The sequence below is a fragment of the Ensifer sp. LC11 genome, assembly GCF_001695835.1.
Taxonomy (GTDB): Bacteria; Pseudomonadota; Alphaproteobacteria; order Rhizobiales; family Rhizobiaceae; genus Ensifer.
In genome coordinates this window covers 249630-264499 of record NZ_MBSO01000034.1, presented here as the reverse complement: position 1 = coordinate 264499, position 14870 = coordinate 249630, and the positions used below count along the sequence as shown (strand labels likewise).

Here is a 14870-nt window from a genome sequence, read left to right as displayed (position 1 = left end):
ACCTTCGACACGCTCTCAAACGCCCTTGGGTCCATCTGCAACCTCTTCAACAGAACCGAGTGCTGGAACTATCTCAAGGCGGCAGGGTATGCGTCTGATTAAACGTACGATGCTTTAGCGATATCAGAAAAGAATGGCTCCTTCGGGAGCCATTTTCGAACCGTCCCATGCTTTGCCCGGTTGGCCGCGATCGGCAGGCTAGAGGCAGTTTGCCAGGCGACAGAATTCGTCCACCGAGAGCGTCTCGGCACGCCGTTGCGGGTCGATATCGGCCTTTGCAAGCAGGGCTTCACCACCGAGCGGCTTCAGGCTCTGGCGCAGCATCTTGCGGCGCTGGCCGAAGGCGGCATGCGTCACCTTTTCGAGCGCCGCAACCGAGCAGGGGATTGGGCTCTCAACCGGCTCCAGATGGACGACGGACGACGTCACCTTGGGCGGTGGGGTGAAGGCCTGCGGCGGCACGTCGAAGGCCATACGTGCCCGTGTGCGCCAGCCACAGAGCACGCCGAGGCGCCCGTAGTGATCATCATCCGCCTCGGCGACGATCCGCAAGCCCACTTCACGCTGGAACATCAGCGTCAGCGATTGCCAGAAGGGTGGCCAGAGTTGGGGCAGCAGCCAGTTGACCAGCAACTGCGTGCCGACATTGTAGGGCAGGTTCGCGATGATCTTGACCGGCCCACCGTCGGCGAGTGTCTCGAAGTTCGTTTTCAACGCGTCGCCTTCGATCACCTGCAGCCGACCGGGATAGTGTGCGCCAATCTCGGCAAGCGCTGGCAGGCAGCGCGAATCCCGCTCGATCGCGATCACCTTCTTGGCCCCGAGAGCGAGGATCGCACGCGTCAGGCCACCCGGTCCGGGGCCGACCTCGATGACTGTCACCCCCTCGAGGGAGCCGGCGGTCCGGGCAATTTTCTGTGTGAGGTTGAGATCGAGCAGGAAGTTCTGGCCCAATGCCTTCTTGGCATCGAGACCGTGGCGCTGGATCACGTCGCGCAAGGGAGGGAGACCGTCAAGGGCGGCCATCAGCGGCTGTCTCCTGGCATGTTGGCCGAAAGTGTCGCGGCAAGATCGAGTGCCGCCCGCAGGCTGTCGTCACGGGCGATGCCTTTGCCGGCAAGGCTGAAGGCCGTGCCGTGATCGGGCGATGTGCGGATGAAGGGAAGGCCGAGGGTGACATTGACGCTGTCGTCGAAGCCGAGCGCCTTGGCCGGGATCAATGCCTGGTCGTGATACATGCAGATCGCCACGTCGTAGCTGGCACGGGCGCGATCGTGGAACATCGTATCGGCCGGTAGCGGTCCGACCGCGTCGATCCCCTCGGCACGCAGCCGGTCGACGACCGGACGGATGATCGCGTCGTCCTCAAGGCCCAGCGCACCGTTTTCTCCAGCGTGTGGGTTGAGCCCGGCGATTGCGAGGCGCGGGTGTCCGAGCCCAAAGCGGTTGCGCAGATCAGCCGCCGTTATCGCGCAGGTGCGGTAGACGAGGTCCGGCGTCAACTGCGCCGGCACGTCCTTCAGCGGGATGTGGATGGTGACAGGCACCGCGCGCAGCTTCGGCCCTGCGAGCATCATCACAGGCAGGACCGGTTGCCCGGTCGCCTTCTCGGCGAGATCTGCCAGATACTCGGTGTGGCCGGGAAAGCGGAAGCCGGCATCATAAAGGACCGCCTTGGCGATCGGGTTGGTTACGACGGCGGACGCTTCACCGGCGGTGACGAGCCGCACCGCCGTGTCGATCGCACCGATGACGGCGCTGGCGTTGGTGGTATCGGGATCGCCTGCCGTGACCGGGGCAGGGCAGGCGAGCGGCAGCACCGGCAGCGCCGTTTCAAAGATCGAGAGCGCTCCGCCACAATCCGTCTCCCGGACCGGCACTGTGTAGCCCAGCATCGATGCCCGTGCGGCAAGCACAGAAGGGTCACCGATGAAAAGGAAGGGCGCCGTCGCATGGTCGCGACGGCCAAGCCATGCCGAAAGGCTGATGTCCGGCCCGATGCCGGCCGGGTCGCCCATGGTCAGGGCGAGGGGCCCGCCGGTTGTTTCGCGCATGTTTCCGTCGTGGTTATTTGTTGACGATTTGCGCCTTCTTGCGCAATTCCTCGAGGTACTTTTCACTGTTCGGATCTTCGCCATCGGCCTTCTTCTTGCCGATATCCTCGGCGCGGAAGACGATTTCGGCGGCCGTGTCGTCGTTGACTTCACGCTTCTTGCAGATCGCCAGGTACTCGACACCCTTTTCGGTCACGCGGGTCCCGGTTGTACCGTTCTCGCTAGCCTTCTCGATCAACGGCTTCCACTCGTCCGGCAGCTGCTGGGCGAGCATGCGGCCGAGGTTGCGGATCGAAACGTCACGATAGTTGGCGGCAAACGCCTTGGAGGTTTCGCAGCCCGGGAACTGCGACCGCGAAGCATTGGCTTCTGCCTGCCGCTTCGCCGTGATCGCGCCGCGCTTCTTTTCCGGAATGACGAAGATCACCTGCTGGAGGAAATACTCGGTCGTCACCGGCTTCTGGCCGCCGCCTTCCATCATGCGCTTGACGAGATCGGCTCCCTGGAGCCGGTTGGAACTGCCGTAGCGAAAATTGACGGCGCGCGGCCAGCTCATCTGTACAGCGATGAACTGTTTGAAGTGTTCGGCACCGACGCCGGCCTGATCGAGGATCTTGCCGAGCTGCTCGGTCGAAAGCTTGTTGCCGGCAGCAAAGCGGGCATAGGCCGCGTCGACTTCCTGGGTACTGACGGACTGGCCGATGCGGGCGATCTCTGCGCGCTTCAGGACTTCGTCGACGAGTTGCTTCTTGGCTTCGTCTGCGCCGCCCTTCTGCCGCTGCAGACGCAGGAAAGCCACCCGCTTGGCTATGTCGCCTGAGGTGATCACCGTGTTGTTGACCGTTACCTTGACCTGGCTTGCCGCCTGCGCACCGGCGCACACAGCCATGCTCAGCGTCCCGGCCAGAGCCAGTGCCGAAAGCGTCCTCAAGATCGACATTTTCCCGCCCATTATCTTTTCCTGTTTTCCGGACAATCATCGTCGACAGGCTTTGCCCGCCTGCCGCCGTTGCGCCGTTGCCTTATCTTGTCGGAGGGAATGCATAATACATGCGGCCAAACGATGACAAGACCGATTGACGGCAACGATCTCCGCGAATGGGCGAACGCCAGGCTCGCCCATTCGACTAATGACATCAGTAATAGTCCAGCTCTTCGAACTTGGTGTCGCCGACATTGACGTCGCCGAGCGTACGGAAGCTGATTCTGGCACCGATCGACCAGTCGTTCGCCAGTGTGCTGTCGGTATCGCGCTCCTGCTTGTAGACGATGGAGAACAGGGTGTCCTGATCGTCATAGGTAATGCCGAAGCCGTTGCGCGAGATGACGTCCTTGTTGATGTCGTAGGTGATCGCGCCGAAGACCGACCAATAATCATGGAACTTGTAGGCGGCAGCGGTCTGGATTTCGTCCTGATCCACCTGCGAGCCATAAAGCGGCTGCGCTTCGATGCGCGTATAGGTCATCGCCGCCTGCCACGTCATGCCGAGGTAGCCGACGGTCGCATCGGCTCGGCGCAGAGCCAGGTCCTTTTCGTCGAGGCGGCCGGAAAGGCTCGCCATCAGACCGGAGGGGGCGTCGATGCCAACCATGGCGACATAGTCGGAACGCTTGGTTTCCAGACCAGAATTCGCACCAGCCTTGACCAAATCGTCGGTCGCAAACGAGTTCAGGCCGCCGAGATGGAAGGATTGGCCGACGATGCCGCGCAGGCCGTAACCACTATCGAACGTCCCGGTGTATCGCATGCCGACATTGGCGCGTGTGCCGCCTTCGATCCGGTCGAAGCCTGAGAACTTGTCGCGGTCGAACAGGTTCGTCGCGTCGAACACAAAGCTCTGGGCGTCTTCGTTCGGCAGCCCGCCGGCGTATTGCTCGTCGGGGCGCGCGTAGAGCTGGGCGATCGGCTCGAGCACATGGCTGCTGTCTTCACCAACGAACAGGATCGGATAGCGCGCCTCGAGACCGGCTGTCAGCATACGCCGTGTCGCGGCGTCGCTCGTGTTGTAGTCGCCGGTATAGGCTGGCCCAGGGTTATCCATGTTGAGGCCGAGGGCGTCGCCACGCGCGGCGAGAAGCGGCGTGATAACGAGCCCACCGGGAGCAATGAAGGTGCGCTTCCATTCGAGCTCGCCGGTCAGGCGGTGAGACGTGCCTTCAAGCCCGCGGAAACGGTTGACGACACCGGGAACGACGTTGAGATCAAGTCGGTTGCGCTTGACGTTGGTGAAGTTCAGGGTGCCGGAAAGCTCTCCGCCCAAAATGGGCTCGGGCGCCTTGTATGAGTAGTCGAGGACCTGCGCGGTCGGTTGCTGGTTCTCGGCAATGCTGTTCGGATCTGCGTCCTGGATGTCGAAGTAGAAGGCGCGCAGGTCGAAGTAGTTCCGCTTGCCGAGACCGGTCAAGTACGCCTGGTTGATGTAGGTCGTTCCGTCAAAATCCGACAGCTCGTAGGTCTTGGCGAAGTTGTTGTCCGATTGGACGAGCACGTTCCAGCCAAAGCTCCAGCGCGGATTGATCTGGAAGTCGCCTTTCGACGCCACCATGCCACGCTGCTTTTCGAGCGCGTCGACGGTGCCGGGAGTGAACTGGGTCCGGTCGAGCTGGCTGATGCCAGCAAAACGCAGCGTGTGAAGGCCGTTGTGGAAGCGCTGCCGGAATTCACCTTCAAGCAGGAAGCCCTGCTTGGTAAGCCCCGTCAGCGTCGCCGTCGCATCCATGTGGGGCGAAATCGCCCAGTAATAGGGGACGCCAACACCGATACCGAGCTTCTGTGCCGAGCGGAACTGCGGGAACAGGAAGCCGCTCTTGCGCTTCACCGTGTGGTCGGGCAGCTCCATGACAGGAATGTAGGCGATCGGCTTGCCGAACAGCTCGAAACGCGCATTCTCAAGCCGGATCGTGCGCGTGCGGCCGTTCTGCACGACGCGCTGCGCCTTGATATGCCACAGCGAGCGGTGTTCCGGCTTGGTCGTGCAGGGCGTGCAGGCCGTGTAGACGGCCTCGTTCAGGATGAATTCCTCGCCGTTGCGCCGTTCGCCGCTGGTCGCGGCAAGCCGGGTCAGGTCGGTGGTTTCAATTCGCAATGCTTCGACGAAGCCGTCGCCGAAGTCGTCGGTGACATCCATCTTGTCGGCATAGACGACATTGCCGCCTGGCTCGATGAGCTGAATCTCGCCCATGGCGTGGATGCGGCCCGACTTCTGGTCGTACTCGACCTGACGGGCCACCATTTTGTAGCCGCCGTAGTCAATCTGCACGTTGCCGCGCACGATGACCTTCTCGGCGTCCTTGTTGTAGACGAGCTCATTGGCGGAAAGAAGAAGTTTGGCATCTTCCGGCATGTTCGGTCGCAACGATTCGAGGCGGTCCGAAGTCTGCTGCGCCATTGCAGGCGCGCTCATTCCCATGGCAAGTGTCTGCAGCGCCACGCCTGCAAGCAGGGCAGCGTTGATCAGCTTTACACGTTTGCGGTTCACTACCGCCACTAGCCATCCTCCTGATTTAATAGAATCGTCGAGCCCAGCGCCATCGCTACAACAACTGGCAACCAGGCTGCAACGAAAGGAGGCACAATGCCGCTGCTCCCGAATGCTTTGACAAGCACGGTGACGACATAAAGCACGAAGCCTGAGAGGATGCCACCGAGAATTACGGAGCGCGATTGGTTAAACCGGCTAAATTTCAGGGACACGCAAGCGGCGATCAGCGTCATGGCGACGAGCAACAGCGGCAGCGACAACATTGAGTGAAATTGAGTTTCCATGCCGTTGGTCGAAAAACCGAAGGAGCGAGCCACTTCGATTTTGCGCGGCAGGTCGAAAAACTGAATGGAATCAGCCTTTGCAAGACGTTCCTGAACAAACTCCGCCTTCAAATTGGTGCTGAGTTGTGCTGTTTTCAAACGCTGCGGAAGCTGCCCGTTGCGCGTTTCCGTTACGTCGTTAAGAAGCCAGTAACCATCTTCGAGTTTCGCCGATGCCGCATCCTGTCTCAGAATGATCGAGCCCTGTGGATCGAAGTGGATGACGGTGACGTTGAGAAGCGTCGTGCCATTGTCCTGAACCGAGCGCGCGCCGATGATCGTATCGGTGCCGTTGTAGATCTGCCGGAGCCACGGGATCGATCCGGCGTCCGCAGATCGCGAGGAGCCCCACTCCGCCAGCAGGGCCTCGCCGCGCTTCGTTCCCCAGGCCGCGAGCGGGTTGAGTGCCACGACTGCCAGCACGCCAAACAGGAAGGCGCCGAGGATGAACGGACGCAGGAACTGCCAGACGGAAATACCTGCCGCACGGGTCACGACGAGTTCGTAGCGCCGGTTGAGCGAGATGAGCGCTGCCATTGCTGAAAAGAGCGCCACGAATGGGATCGTTTGCTGCAGGATCAACGGAATCCGCAGCGCGGTCATCAACAGAGCGCCCGTCAGCGTGTAGTGCGGCAGGTTCGCCAGACGGCTCGCCTGTTCGCTGAAGTCGATGATGAAGATCAGCGAGAATATGCCGACGAGGAACCAGAACGTGGTGACCACGTAGCGCATGAAAAAGTAACGGCCGAGCGTGCCCATCATGACGGCTGTCCCTTCTCGGCGTCAGGCCGTATCAGCCGCAGGCGAACCAGAAGCTCCTGCAGTTTTTCCTGTCCGGTCATCGGAATGTCGAGCCGCTTGTTGCTGATGAGCTGGTGAATGCAGAGCGCGCCCGCGACCAGCGGCACGGCATACATCAACGGTACGAACCAGACGGAGTCCTCGGCGCTGTTGCCGGCATAGAATGTCATCCAGCGGATCAGCAGAGCGGTACCGAGCGCACTTACCATGGGATGAACACGAGCCTCGCGATGGGAGCGCGCGTCGCTGCTGAAGACGAGTGCAATCAGGCCGAAAAGCAGCGGAAAGGTCCATTCCGTCAAGCGGCGATTGAGCTCGGCGGTGAAGGCGAGCGGGTTGTTCTTGTAGACCTGATCGTTGGGGTCCGGGTTGATGAGGCCGGGCAGATCGCGATCCTTTGCCCGAATGGTCGCCTCGCGCGTCGTCTTGGTCATGTCGGCGAGATCGAAGGCATAGGAATCGAACTTGATGATCGACACGCTGCCGTCGGGCAGCTTGCGTTGCACTTCGCCGTCCTTCATCACCAGCGCCGAGCTTTTTTCGTCAATGGCGCCCTCGCGCGCATAATAAACGAGCTCGAAGGACGGGTTGCGCGAATCGGCGACGAAGATGCCCTGCAACACGCCACCTGCACGCCGCCCGCCGACCTGAACGTACAGATTGTCGGCAACCTTGCGGAAGGTATTTTCCTGAACGACCGACGATAGAAGGTCGGCATTTGCCGTTGCCAGCATCTTGCGCAGGGCGACGCGTGAATAGGGTTCGACGAAGTTGTCGACCGCAAAGGAGAGCACGCTGAGACCTGCTGCAAGAAAGATCACCGGCCGGATGATCGCCATGCGCGAGCTGCCGGCGGCGTTGAGCACGGTCAGCTCCGAATCGGTGTTCATCGTCGTCAGCGTCTGTGTAACGCCGATGACCAGCGCAAACGGCAGAATGATCGTGATGACGGACGGCAGGATCAGGGTCGCCACCTTGGCGAAAGCGAGGACGGACTGGCCGTTGTCCGTGACCAGGTTGACGTTGGTAAGTGCCTGCGTCGTCCAGGTGATGCCGAGCAAGGGCAAAAGTGTCGCGAGGAACATGATCACGGCACGCCGGAAGATGTAGCGTTCGATCAGCTTCATGCCCGTATCCGGTCCAAAATCCTGCTCATGTTTCTGTTCCGGCGGCGGTGTCGAGCCGGGCTACGCCCGTGTTCGCCAAACCGAAGCCCGGTTCCTAGCCCGCTCTCCATGTCCCTCAAATTGTGAAGCAACGCGGATAATTTAAGGCGAAGAACCTCGGTTAACCGCATGTAAACATCCGCGGGCATCTTGCCAAGCGGTTGAAAAGCGAGAAGGGTGCCGGCCACAGCTTTGACGGTGGCGAATGTTGCGAATATTTGACACTGTAACCGCCCGGTAACAGGGCGGATCGCCGGAGGCCTTGCCGTGTCAGCTGGACGCGTCGCGGCCTCGACCACCTTGACCTGGCGCCCGTGTCCTCGACCTTTTCAGGGGTAGCGCCGACAAGAAGTATCCGGAGTTTTCGATGAAGTTTGAGTTCACCTTTGCCAAATCCCACCGGCCGAGCGGCGGTGTTGCCGTGCTTCTCAAGGCGTCGGGTGCACAAGTGGCGGCCGGTGCCGACGTCGCCGACCCGCAGGACGTGGTCGCCAAGGCAGCCAAGGTGAAGAAGTTCACCGGCAAGGCGTTCTCGAGCCTCGACATCCTTGCACCACACGGCTCGCCCGCGGATCGAATCATCGTGCTCGGACTTGGCGAGGCGGATGCGTTGACCGATCACGATTGGCTGAAAGCAGGCGGCGCGGTCGCCGCGAAGCTCGGTTCGGCAGACAAGGTGACTGTCTTCATCGATGCGCCCGAAGTCCAGGTGACCGGCAAGGCCGCCGCTGATTTCGCCCTCGGCATGGAGATGAATGCCTACGGCTTCGACAGCTACAAGACCAAGAAGGCCGACGACGAGGCGAAGTCGTCCGGAAAGCCGACGAAGGTCACCATCGTCACCGGGACCGTCATTGCAGCCAAGAAGGCTTTCGCGACGTCGCAGGCGGTTGCTGAAGGTGTTTTTCTGGCGCGCGATCTGGTGAACGAGCCGGCAAACGTTCTGGGGCCGGTCGAATTTGCCGCCAAGGCGAAAGAGCTGGAAAAGCTTGGCGTCGAGGTCGAGATCCTCACGGAAAAGGAAATGAAGAAGCTCGGCATGGGCGCGCTTCTCGGCGTCGCACAGGGCTCGACCCGCCCGCCACGGCTCGTCATCATGCAGTGGAAGGGCGGAAAGTCTAAGGAGCGTCCGCTCGCCTTCGTCGGCAAGGGTGTCGTCTTCGACAGTGGCGGCATCTCGATCAAGCCGGCCGCCGGCATGGAGGAAATGAAGGGCGACATGGGCGGTGCCGCCGCCGTCACTGGTCTCATGCATCTGCTTGCCGCGCGCGAAGCGAAGGTCAACGCCATCGGCATTATCGGCCTTGTGGAAAACATGCCTGACGGCAGCGCCCAGCGTCCGGGCGACATCGTGACCTCGATGTCCGGCCAGACGATCGAGGTGATCAACACCGATGCCGAGGGTCGGCTCGTGCTTTGCGATGCCCTCTGGTACTGCAACGACCGCTTCAAGCCGCAGGCGATCATCGATCTCGCGACGCTGACCGGCGCGATCATGGTTGCGCTCGCGACCCACCATGCCGGCCTCTTCTCGAACGACGATCGCCTCGCGGGACAGCTTCTCGCCGCGGGTATCGCGACGCAGGAGCGCCTGTGGCGCATGCCGCTCGGCAAGGAATACGACAAGATGATCGACAGCAAGTTCGCCGACATGAAGAATACTGGCGGCCGCCACGGTGGCGCGGTGACGGCGGCGCAGTTCCTGAAGCGTTTCGTCAAGGACACACCCTGGGCGCATCTCGACATCGCCGGCACCGCCATGGGCGCGCCGACCGACGAGGTCAACCAGTCCTGGGGCTCGGGCTTTGGCGTGCGGCTGCTCGATGAACTGGTGCGAGCGAGCTACGAGGCCTGACCGGTTGTGCCGGGCGTGAAGAGATCGGCATGACCGAGATCCTGTTCTACCACCTGACGGAATCAAAGCTCGAGGACGCGCTGCCGCCCTTGCTCGACAAGAGCGTCGAGCGCGGCTGGCGCGTGGTCGTGCAGACCATCAATGCCGAGCGGCGCGACGCGCTCGACACGCACCTCTGGGTCTACCGGGACGAGAGCTTCCTGCCGCATGGCACGGATGCCGGCGACTTTGCAGCAGAGCAGCCGGTGTTGCTGGTGGCCGATGACGGCAACGCCAACGCAGCGACGGTGCGTTTCGTCATCGATGGCGCCAACCCGCCCGAAGTCTCGGCCTATGAACGTATCGTCTTCATGTTCGACGGCTACGATCAGGAGCAGCTCGAAGGCGCGCGCGGTCATTGGAAACGGCTGAAGGGGGAGGGGCACAACCTCACCTACTGGCAGCAGAACCGCGACGGCCGGTGGGAAAAGAAAGCCTGAGCTTGCAAAGCTTGGAACGAACAAGGCCCGCGGCGATCGCCGCGGGCCTTGTTCGTTCTTGCCTCGGTCGAAATCTCAGTCGTGGAACGCATCGACGAATTTGCGCTTGCCGAGCATGAAGGCATCGGCGACGTGACGCAGCGGCGCCAGGTCGACGTCGGATGTTCCGGCTTTGACGATCTCGGCAAAGCGTCGATAGAGCATCGGATATTCCTGTTCCGGCTCCTGGTGCACGATCTTGCCGTCCACTGCGAGCTTGGCCCCACCTTCCGAAAGCACCATCTCGCCCGCCGCAGTTCGGGCGACGATGTCCCAGCTCTGCTTGCCGGTCTGGCGCCAGTCGAATTCGGCAGAGACCGGCAGCTTCAGCCCGTCGGTAAATGTGATGTTGGCGGCGATCGGCGCATCGCGATTCTCGGGGAATTCGAGGATGGCCGAGGTCACGAACAGCGGACGGGGCAGAATATGGGTGACGATCGACAGCGCGTTGATGCCGGGGTCGAAAATGCCGAGACCGCCCGCCGCCCAGATCCACTCCTGGTTAGGATGCCAGTGCCGCACATCTTCCTTCCAGATGATCTTGACGTCCTCGATCGTCGTTGCCGCCAGGAAGGACCTTGCCGCTTCCACCGCCGGGGCATAACGCGAGTGCCAGCTCGCAAACAGCGACAGCCCCTTCGATGCCGCCAGCGCCTCAAGGTCTGCGACTTCACTGAGGGTCGCGCCCGGCGGCTTTTCCAAGAACACATGCTTGCCGGCGTCGAGCGCTGCGCGGGCCGCCTCGTAGCGATATTGCGGCGGCATGCAGAGCGAGACCGCTTCGATTGCCGGCACCGCCTCGAGCATTGCCTCGATTGATTTGAAGTTGTCGATGCCGTCGACCGTGCCATGCCGGCTCGCGGCGGCGATCAGCTGATAGTCATTGTTCTTGGCGATTGCCGGCAGGTGCTGGTCGCGAACGATCTTGCCGATGCCGACGAGGGCAATTTTGATGGGGGCCATGGTGTTCCGCTCGATTAGTATGACTTATTGTCGGCTCTTGTAGCAGATTGCGCAAAGGGGGCAAGCGCCGGCGATCGGTGTTCACCATAGGACAACAACGCGCTGGAAATCGACAGCTGTGATCATTCCCTCGCAGCGCGGCTGCGCTAGCTCTACCGGCGGACGCGCCCTTTTCGTTTCGTCAGCCGGAGCGACGAACGGGCGATCTGACCGCAGATGAGGAGTGGACGATGCAGCATCAAATCCGTCACGCCAGCCGTGCCGAACTCGACCTCATGATCGAGTGGGCGGCGCAGGAGGGATGGAACCCGGGCCTTGGCGATGCAGCCCCCTTCTGGGCGGCTGACAGCGAAGGCTACTGGATAGCGGAGGCGGAGGACGGGCCCGCCGGCGCCATCTCGCTCGTGCGATACGACGAAAGCTACGCCTTTCTCGGCTTCTACATCACCCGGCCGGATCTGCGTGGCAAAGGGATCGGCACGAAGCTATGGCAACAGGTTTTGCCTTCGGCCGAAGGCCGGATCGTGGGGCTGGATGGCGTGGTCGCGCAACGGGAGAACTATCGCCGGTCCGGTTTCGCCTATGCCCATGCGAACATCCGCTACGGCGGCATGATCGACGTTGTCGAGCCACCGGGTACCGACCTCCTGGAAGTGGCGCCGGTTCACATGCCGCTGCTGCTCGAATACGATCGCCGCTTCGTTCCGGCGCGACGTGACGCCTTCCTTCGCGAATGGCTGAAGGTGAGCGATGGGCGGCGCAGCGTCCTGCTGCTGCGCGACGGTGCGGTTGTGGCCTATGGAACGATCCGGGCCTGCCGCAGCGGTTTCAAGATCGGCCCGCTCTTTTCCGACACCGAGACCGGCGCCGATCTGGTCTTTCGCAAACTCGCCTCTGCTGCCAGCGGCAGCGAGATCTATCTCGATATTCCTGAGCCGAACGCTTCGGCCAGGGCGCTGTGCGATCGCTACAACCTGAAGCCGGTATTCGAAACGGCGCGCATGTATCGCGGACCGGATCCGGGGCTGCCGCTCGCGCGGGTCTACGGCATCACCACGTTCGAACTGGGATAGGCGGAAAACCGATATCAGGTCGCCCGACATCGGCTGGTGACTGTCAGCCGGCCATCGCGTCTTCGTATTCTGAGGAAAGCTCGAGCCATTGCTCTTCAGCGTGCGCGAGTTTTGCCGCAGCGTCCGAGCGTTCCTTGGCCTTCTGGGCCGCCTTCGCGGGTGATTTTTCGTAGAGTGCCGGATCGGCAAGTTCCACATCAAGTGCCTGAATCAGTTTCTCCAGCTTTCCGGTCAAGGACTCGATTTCATTGATCTTCTTGCGAAGCGGCGCCAGTGAGGCGCGCTTGTCGGCGTTGACCTTGCGCTGATCCGCTTTCGACAGGCTGTCGTCGGCTCCGTTCGGCCGGGCCTTTTCTTCCTTGGGCTTGGGGCCGCCAACGATCAGACTGCGATAGTCCTCAAGGTCGCCGTCATAGCTCGTCACCGTTCCGTCGCGCACCAGCCACAGCCGGTCGGCGGTTGCCTCGATCAGGTGGCGGTCGTGCGAGATCAGGATCACCGCGCCGGAATAGTCGTTGAGGGCAGTGATCAGCGCGTTGCGGCTGTCGATGTCGAGATGGTTCGTCGGCTCGTCGAGGATCAGGAGGTTCGGCGCGTCGAAGGCCGCAAGCCCCATCAGCAACCGTGCTTTCTCGCCGCCTGAGAGATCTTTTGCCGGGGTCTCCATTTTTTCCGTCGCAAGCCCCATCTGCGCCACGCGCGCACGCACCTTGGCCTCCGGCGCCTCCGGCATGCGCCGGCGCACATGTTCCACCGCGCTCTGGGTTGGGATCAGGTCGTCGAGCTGATGTTGGGCGAAGAAGCCGACTTTGAGGTTCGGCGCGATCTTTAGCTCACCCGCCTCGGGCGTCAGGCGTCCGGAGATGAATTTCGCAAAGGTCGATTTGCCGTTGCCGTTCGAGCCGAGCAGCGCAATGCGGTCGTCGGTGTCGATCCTGAGGTTGAGCCGCTTGAGGATCGGCTTGCCCGGTTCATAGCCAACGCTGCCGCCGGTGACGGCGATAATCGGTGAGGCCGCTTCCTTCTCCGGATCGGGGAAGGAAAAGCCCTGGACATGATCCTCGATTACGGCCGCAATCGTGCCCATGCGCTCCAGCGCTTTCACGCGGCTTTGCGCCTGGCGGGCCTTGGTTGCCTTGGCCTTGAAACGGTCGATGAAGCTCTGAAGGTGTTTTCGTGCCGCGTCGTTCTTGGCTTTCGCCTTCATCTGCAGCTCATCGGCTTCCGCCTTCTGCCGCTCGAACTGGTCGTAGGGCCCGCGATAGAAGGTGAGCTTCTTCTGGTCGAGATGAACGATGGCGTTGACCGCCGTATTGAGCAGATCGCGGTCGTGGCTGATGATGATGACGGTGTGCGGATAGCGGCGAATATAGTCTTCGAGCCACAGCGTGCCTTCAAGGTCGAGATAGTTGGTCGGCTCGTCCAGCAGCAACAGGTCCGGCTCGGAAAAGAGCACGCCTGCCAGCGCCACGCGCATACGCCAGCCGCCGGAGAAGGAGGAGGCTGGGCGCAACTGCGCTTCATGATCGAAGCCGAGGCCCGCAAGGATGCTGGCGGCGCGGGCTTCCGCCGAGTGGGCGCCGATATCGGCAAGCCGTGTCTGGATCTCGGCTATTCGATGCGGGTCGGTGGCGGTCTCCGCCTCGGCGATCAGCGCCGAGCGTTCCTTGTCGGCCTTCAGCACGATCTCGATCAGCGGTTCCTCGGTGCCGGGCGCCTCCTGGGCCACCTGGCCGATACGGGCGTTCTTCGGCAGGGAAACGCTGCCGGCCTCGGATGCGAGTTCGCCGGTAATGATGCGGAACAGCGTCGATTTGCCGGCCCCGTTTCGCCCCACAAGCCCGGCCTTCGTGCCCGCCGGAAGCGTCACGGATGCGTTTTCGATGAGGAGACGTCCCGCGATGCGGGCGGAAAGGCCGGAAATCTGGATCATTGCGGCCTTTTGCCCGGACTTGGCCGGGAAGGCAAGAGGCGTGATCTCGTCCGCATTCGCCTTGCCTAACCGCAGGTGGCGGCCCGCGATTTCAAGAGTTCATTGTTATCGATTTTTGAACAAGGTGTTCCGGCATTCGATACTACACATCCTCATCGTGAGGGACCATCTCATAAACGGAAGGGCGGGGAACGCTCTTCTGACCGCCTCGATCGACTGAACGCTATTGGCAAAGGCCCCGCGTTCCGAGGGACGACCGATCCGGCCACGGACCATTTTGATGAAACCTCGTTCTAGCGAACGAGCCTCCCAGGAGTGAAGACCATGAAAGCTGCAATCCAGACTGCTCTTTCCGCCGCCCTCGTTGCAACCGCTATCCTTGGCGGCGCGTCCGCTGCTTTTGCAGGCGGCAGCTATTATGAAGGCGCAAGCCCGACGCCGCTCTACACCGAACGGACGTCCGCCGTCACCGGCAAGTCGTCCTTCACCATCGGCAATTCTGAGGCCGGCTATGTCGACCGCACCAAGACCGGTTCGGTGGTGAACTATGGCGTCGCGCCGAAGAGCGTCACGGGCGGCGAAGGCGAATATTACCAGGGCCTTTCCCGCTAATCGCGATGACGAAGGGGTGCGGGTTTCAGCCCGCACCCCGTTTCAGGGGATTTGATCGATCAACGTCGAGATCCTAAGAGGCGACTTTCC

12 protein-coding genes are annotated in these 14870 nt (G+C 61.8%); 4 read left to right on the top strand and 8 right to left on the bottom strand.

Going from position 1 to position 14870, the window contains the following annotated elements:
- Positions 1-198: 198 nt before the first annotated feature.
- The 6 genes from rsmA to lptF all read right to left on the bottom strand — a co-directional run bounded on the left by rsmA (position 199) and on the right by lptF (position 7787).
- Positions 199-1026 (bottom strand): 16S rRNA (adenine(1518)-N(6)/adenine(1519)-N(6))-dimethyltransferase RsmA, encoded by an 828-nt coding sequence (rsmA, locus tag BBX50_RS22520; RefSeq protein ID WP_065777530.1) that lies wholly within the window; start codon positions 1024-1026, stop codon positions 199-201.
- The gene (pdxA, locus tag BBX50_RS22515) at positions 1026-2054 is read right to left on the bottom strand and encodes a 4-hydroxythreonine-4-phosphate dehydrogenase PdxA (protein WP_065777529.1); all 1029 of its coding nucleotides are present in this window, start codon (positions 2052-2054) and stop codon (positions 1026-1028) included. The genes rsmA and pdxA overlap by 1 nt, the downstream gene beginning before the upstream one ends.
- Before the next feature lie 13 nt (positions 2055-2067).
- Positions 2068-3006, bottom strand: coding sequence for a peptidylprolyl isomerase (locus BBX50_RS22510; RefSeq protein ID WP_065777528.1), 939 nt, complete (start codon positions 3004-3006; stop codon positions 2068-2070).
- A gap of 184 nt (positions 3007-3190) precedes the next feature.
- Positions 3191-5542, bottom strand: a complete 2352-nt coding sequence (locus BBX50_RS22505; protein ID WP_065777527.1) for an LPS-assembly protein LptD — start codon at positions 5540-5542, stop codon at positions 3191-3193.
- The gene (gene lptG / locus BBX50_RS22500; protein ID WP_065777526.1) at positions 5542-6621 is read right to left on the bottom strand and encodes an LPS export ABC transporter permease LptG; all 1080 of its coding nucleotides are present in this window, start codon (positions 6619-6621) and stop codon (positions 5542-5544) included. Before lptG ends, BBX50_RS22505 begins: the two co-directional genes overlap by 1 nt.
- Complete coding sequence (gene lptF, locus BBX50_RS22495) at positions 6618-7787, bottom strand: LPS export ABC transporter permease LptF (RefSeq protein ID WP_065777525.1); 1170 nt, start codon at positions 7785-7787, stop codon at positions 6618-6620. Before lptF ends, lptG begins: the two co-directional genes overlap by 4 nt.
- A gap of 406 nt (positions 7788-8193) precedes the next feature.
- On the opposite strand from lptF, the gene BBX50_RS22490 reads away from it, so the two are divergent.
- The gene (locus BBX50_RS22490) at positions 8194-9681 is read left to right on the top strand and encodes a leucyl aminopeptidase (protein ID WP_065777524.1); all 1488 of its coding nucleotides are present in this window, start codon (positions 8194-8196) and stop codon (positions 9679-9681) included.
- Positions 9682-9710: 29 nt separating this feature from the next.
- On the top strand, positions 9711-10160 hold the full coding sequence (locus BBX50_RS22485) for a DNA polymerase III subunit chi (RefSeq protein WP_065777523.1): 450 nt from the start codon (positions 9711-9713) through the stop codon (positions 10158-10160).
- 75 nt (positions 10161-10235) lie between these two features.
- On the opposite strand, the gene BBX50_RS22480 is transcribed toward BBX50_RS22485, so the two are convergent.
- The gene (locus tag BBX50_RS22480; protein WP_065777522.1) at positions 10236-11162 is read right to left on the bottom strand and encodes a Gfo/Idh/MocA family oxidoreductase; all 927 of its coding nucleotides are present in this window, start codon (positions 11160-11162) and stop codon (positions 10236-10238) included.
- A 230-nt stretch (positions 11163-11392) separates the two neighbouring features.
- Here BBX50_RS22480 and BBX50_RS22475 point away from each other — a divergent pair, with 230 nt between their 5' ends.
- The gene (locus BBX50_RS22475) at positions 11393-12235 is read left to right on the top strand and encodes a GNAT family N-acetyltransferase (RefSeq protein ID WP_065777521.1); all 843 of its coding nucleotides are present in this window, start codon (positions 11393-11395) and stop codon (positions 12233-12235) included.
- Positions 12236-12278: 43 nt separating this feature from the next.
- Here BBX50_RS22475 and BBX50_RS22470 read toward each other — a convergent pair whose 3' ends face one another.
- Positions 12279-14168, bottom strand: a complete 1890-nt coding sequence (locus BBX50_RS22470; protein ID WP_065777520.1) for an ABC-F family ATP-binding cassette domain-containing protein — start codon at positions 14166-14168, stop codon at positions 12279-12281.
- A gap of 324 nt (positions 14169-14492) precedes the next feature.
- Between BBX50_RS22470 and BBX50_RS22460 the strand changes: the two genes are divergently transcribed.
- Complete coding sequence (locus tag BBX50_RS22460; protein WP_065777518.1) at positions 14493-14780, top strand: hypothetical protein; 288 nt, start codon at positions 14493-14495, stop codon at positions 14778-14780.
- Positions 14781-14870 lie beyond the last annotated feature (90 nt).

Excerpts from the sequence above, each read along its gene's own strand:
- rsmA (WP_065777530.1), bottom strand. The coding sequence starts at position 1,026 with ATGGCCGCCCTTGACGGTCTCCCTCCCTTGCGCGACGTGATCCAGCGC.
- pdxA (WP_065777529.1), bottom strand. The coding sequence starts at position 2,054 with ATGCGCGAAACAACCGGCGGGCCCCTCGCCCTGACCATGGGCGACCCG.
- BBX50_RS22510 (WP_065777528.1), bottom strand. The coding sequence starts at position 3,006 with ATGGGCGGGAAAATGTCGATCTTGAGGACGCTTTCGGCACTGGCTCTG.
- lptG (WP_065777526.1), bottom strand. The coding sequence starts at position 6,621 with ATGATGGGCACGCTCGGCCGTTACTTTTTCATGCGCTACGTGGTCACC.
- lptF (WP_065777525.1), bottom strand. The coding sequence starts at position 7,787 with ATGAAGCTGATCGAACGCTACATCTTCCGGCGTGCCGTGATCATGTTC.
- BBX50_RS22490 (WP_065777524.1), top strand. The coding sequence starts at position 8,194 with ATGAAGTTTGAGTTCACCTTTGCCAAATCCCACCGGCCGAGCGGCGGT.
- BBX50_RS22485 (WP_065777523.1), top strand. The coding sequence starts at position 9,711 with ATGACCGAGATCCTGTTCTACCACCTGACGGAATCAAAGCTCGAGGAC.
- BBX50_RS22480 (WP_065777522.1), bottom strand. The coding sequence starts at position 11,162 with ATGGCCCCCATCAAAATTGCCCTCGTCGGCATCGGCAAGATCGTTCGC.
- BBX50_RS22475 (WP_065777521.1), top strand. The coding sequence starts at position 11,393 with ATGCAGCATCAAATCCGTCACGCCAGCCGTGCCGAACTCGACCTCATG.
- BBX50_RS22470 (WP_065777520.1), bottom strand. The coding sequence starts at position 14,168 with ATGATCCAGATTTCCGGCCTTTCCGCCCGCATCGCGGGACGTCTCCTC.
- BBX50_RS22460 (WP_065777518.1), top strand. The coding sequence starts at position 14,493 with ATGAAAGCTGCAATCCAGACTGCTCTTTCCGCCGCCCTCGTTGCAACC.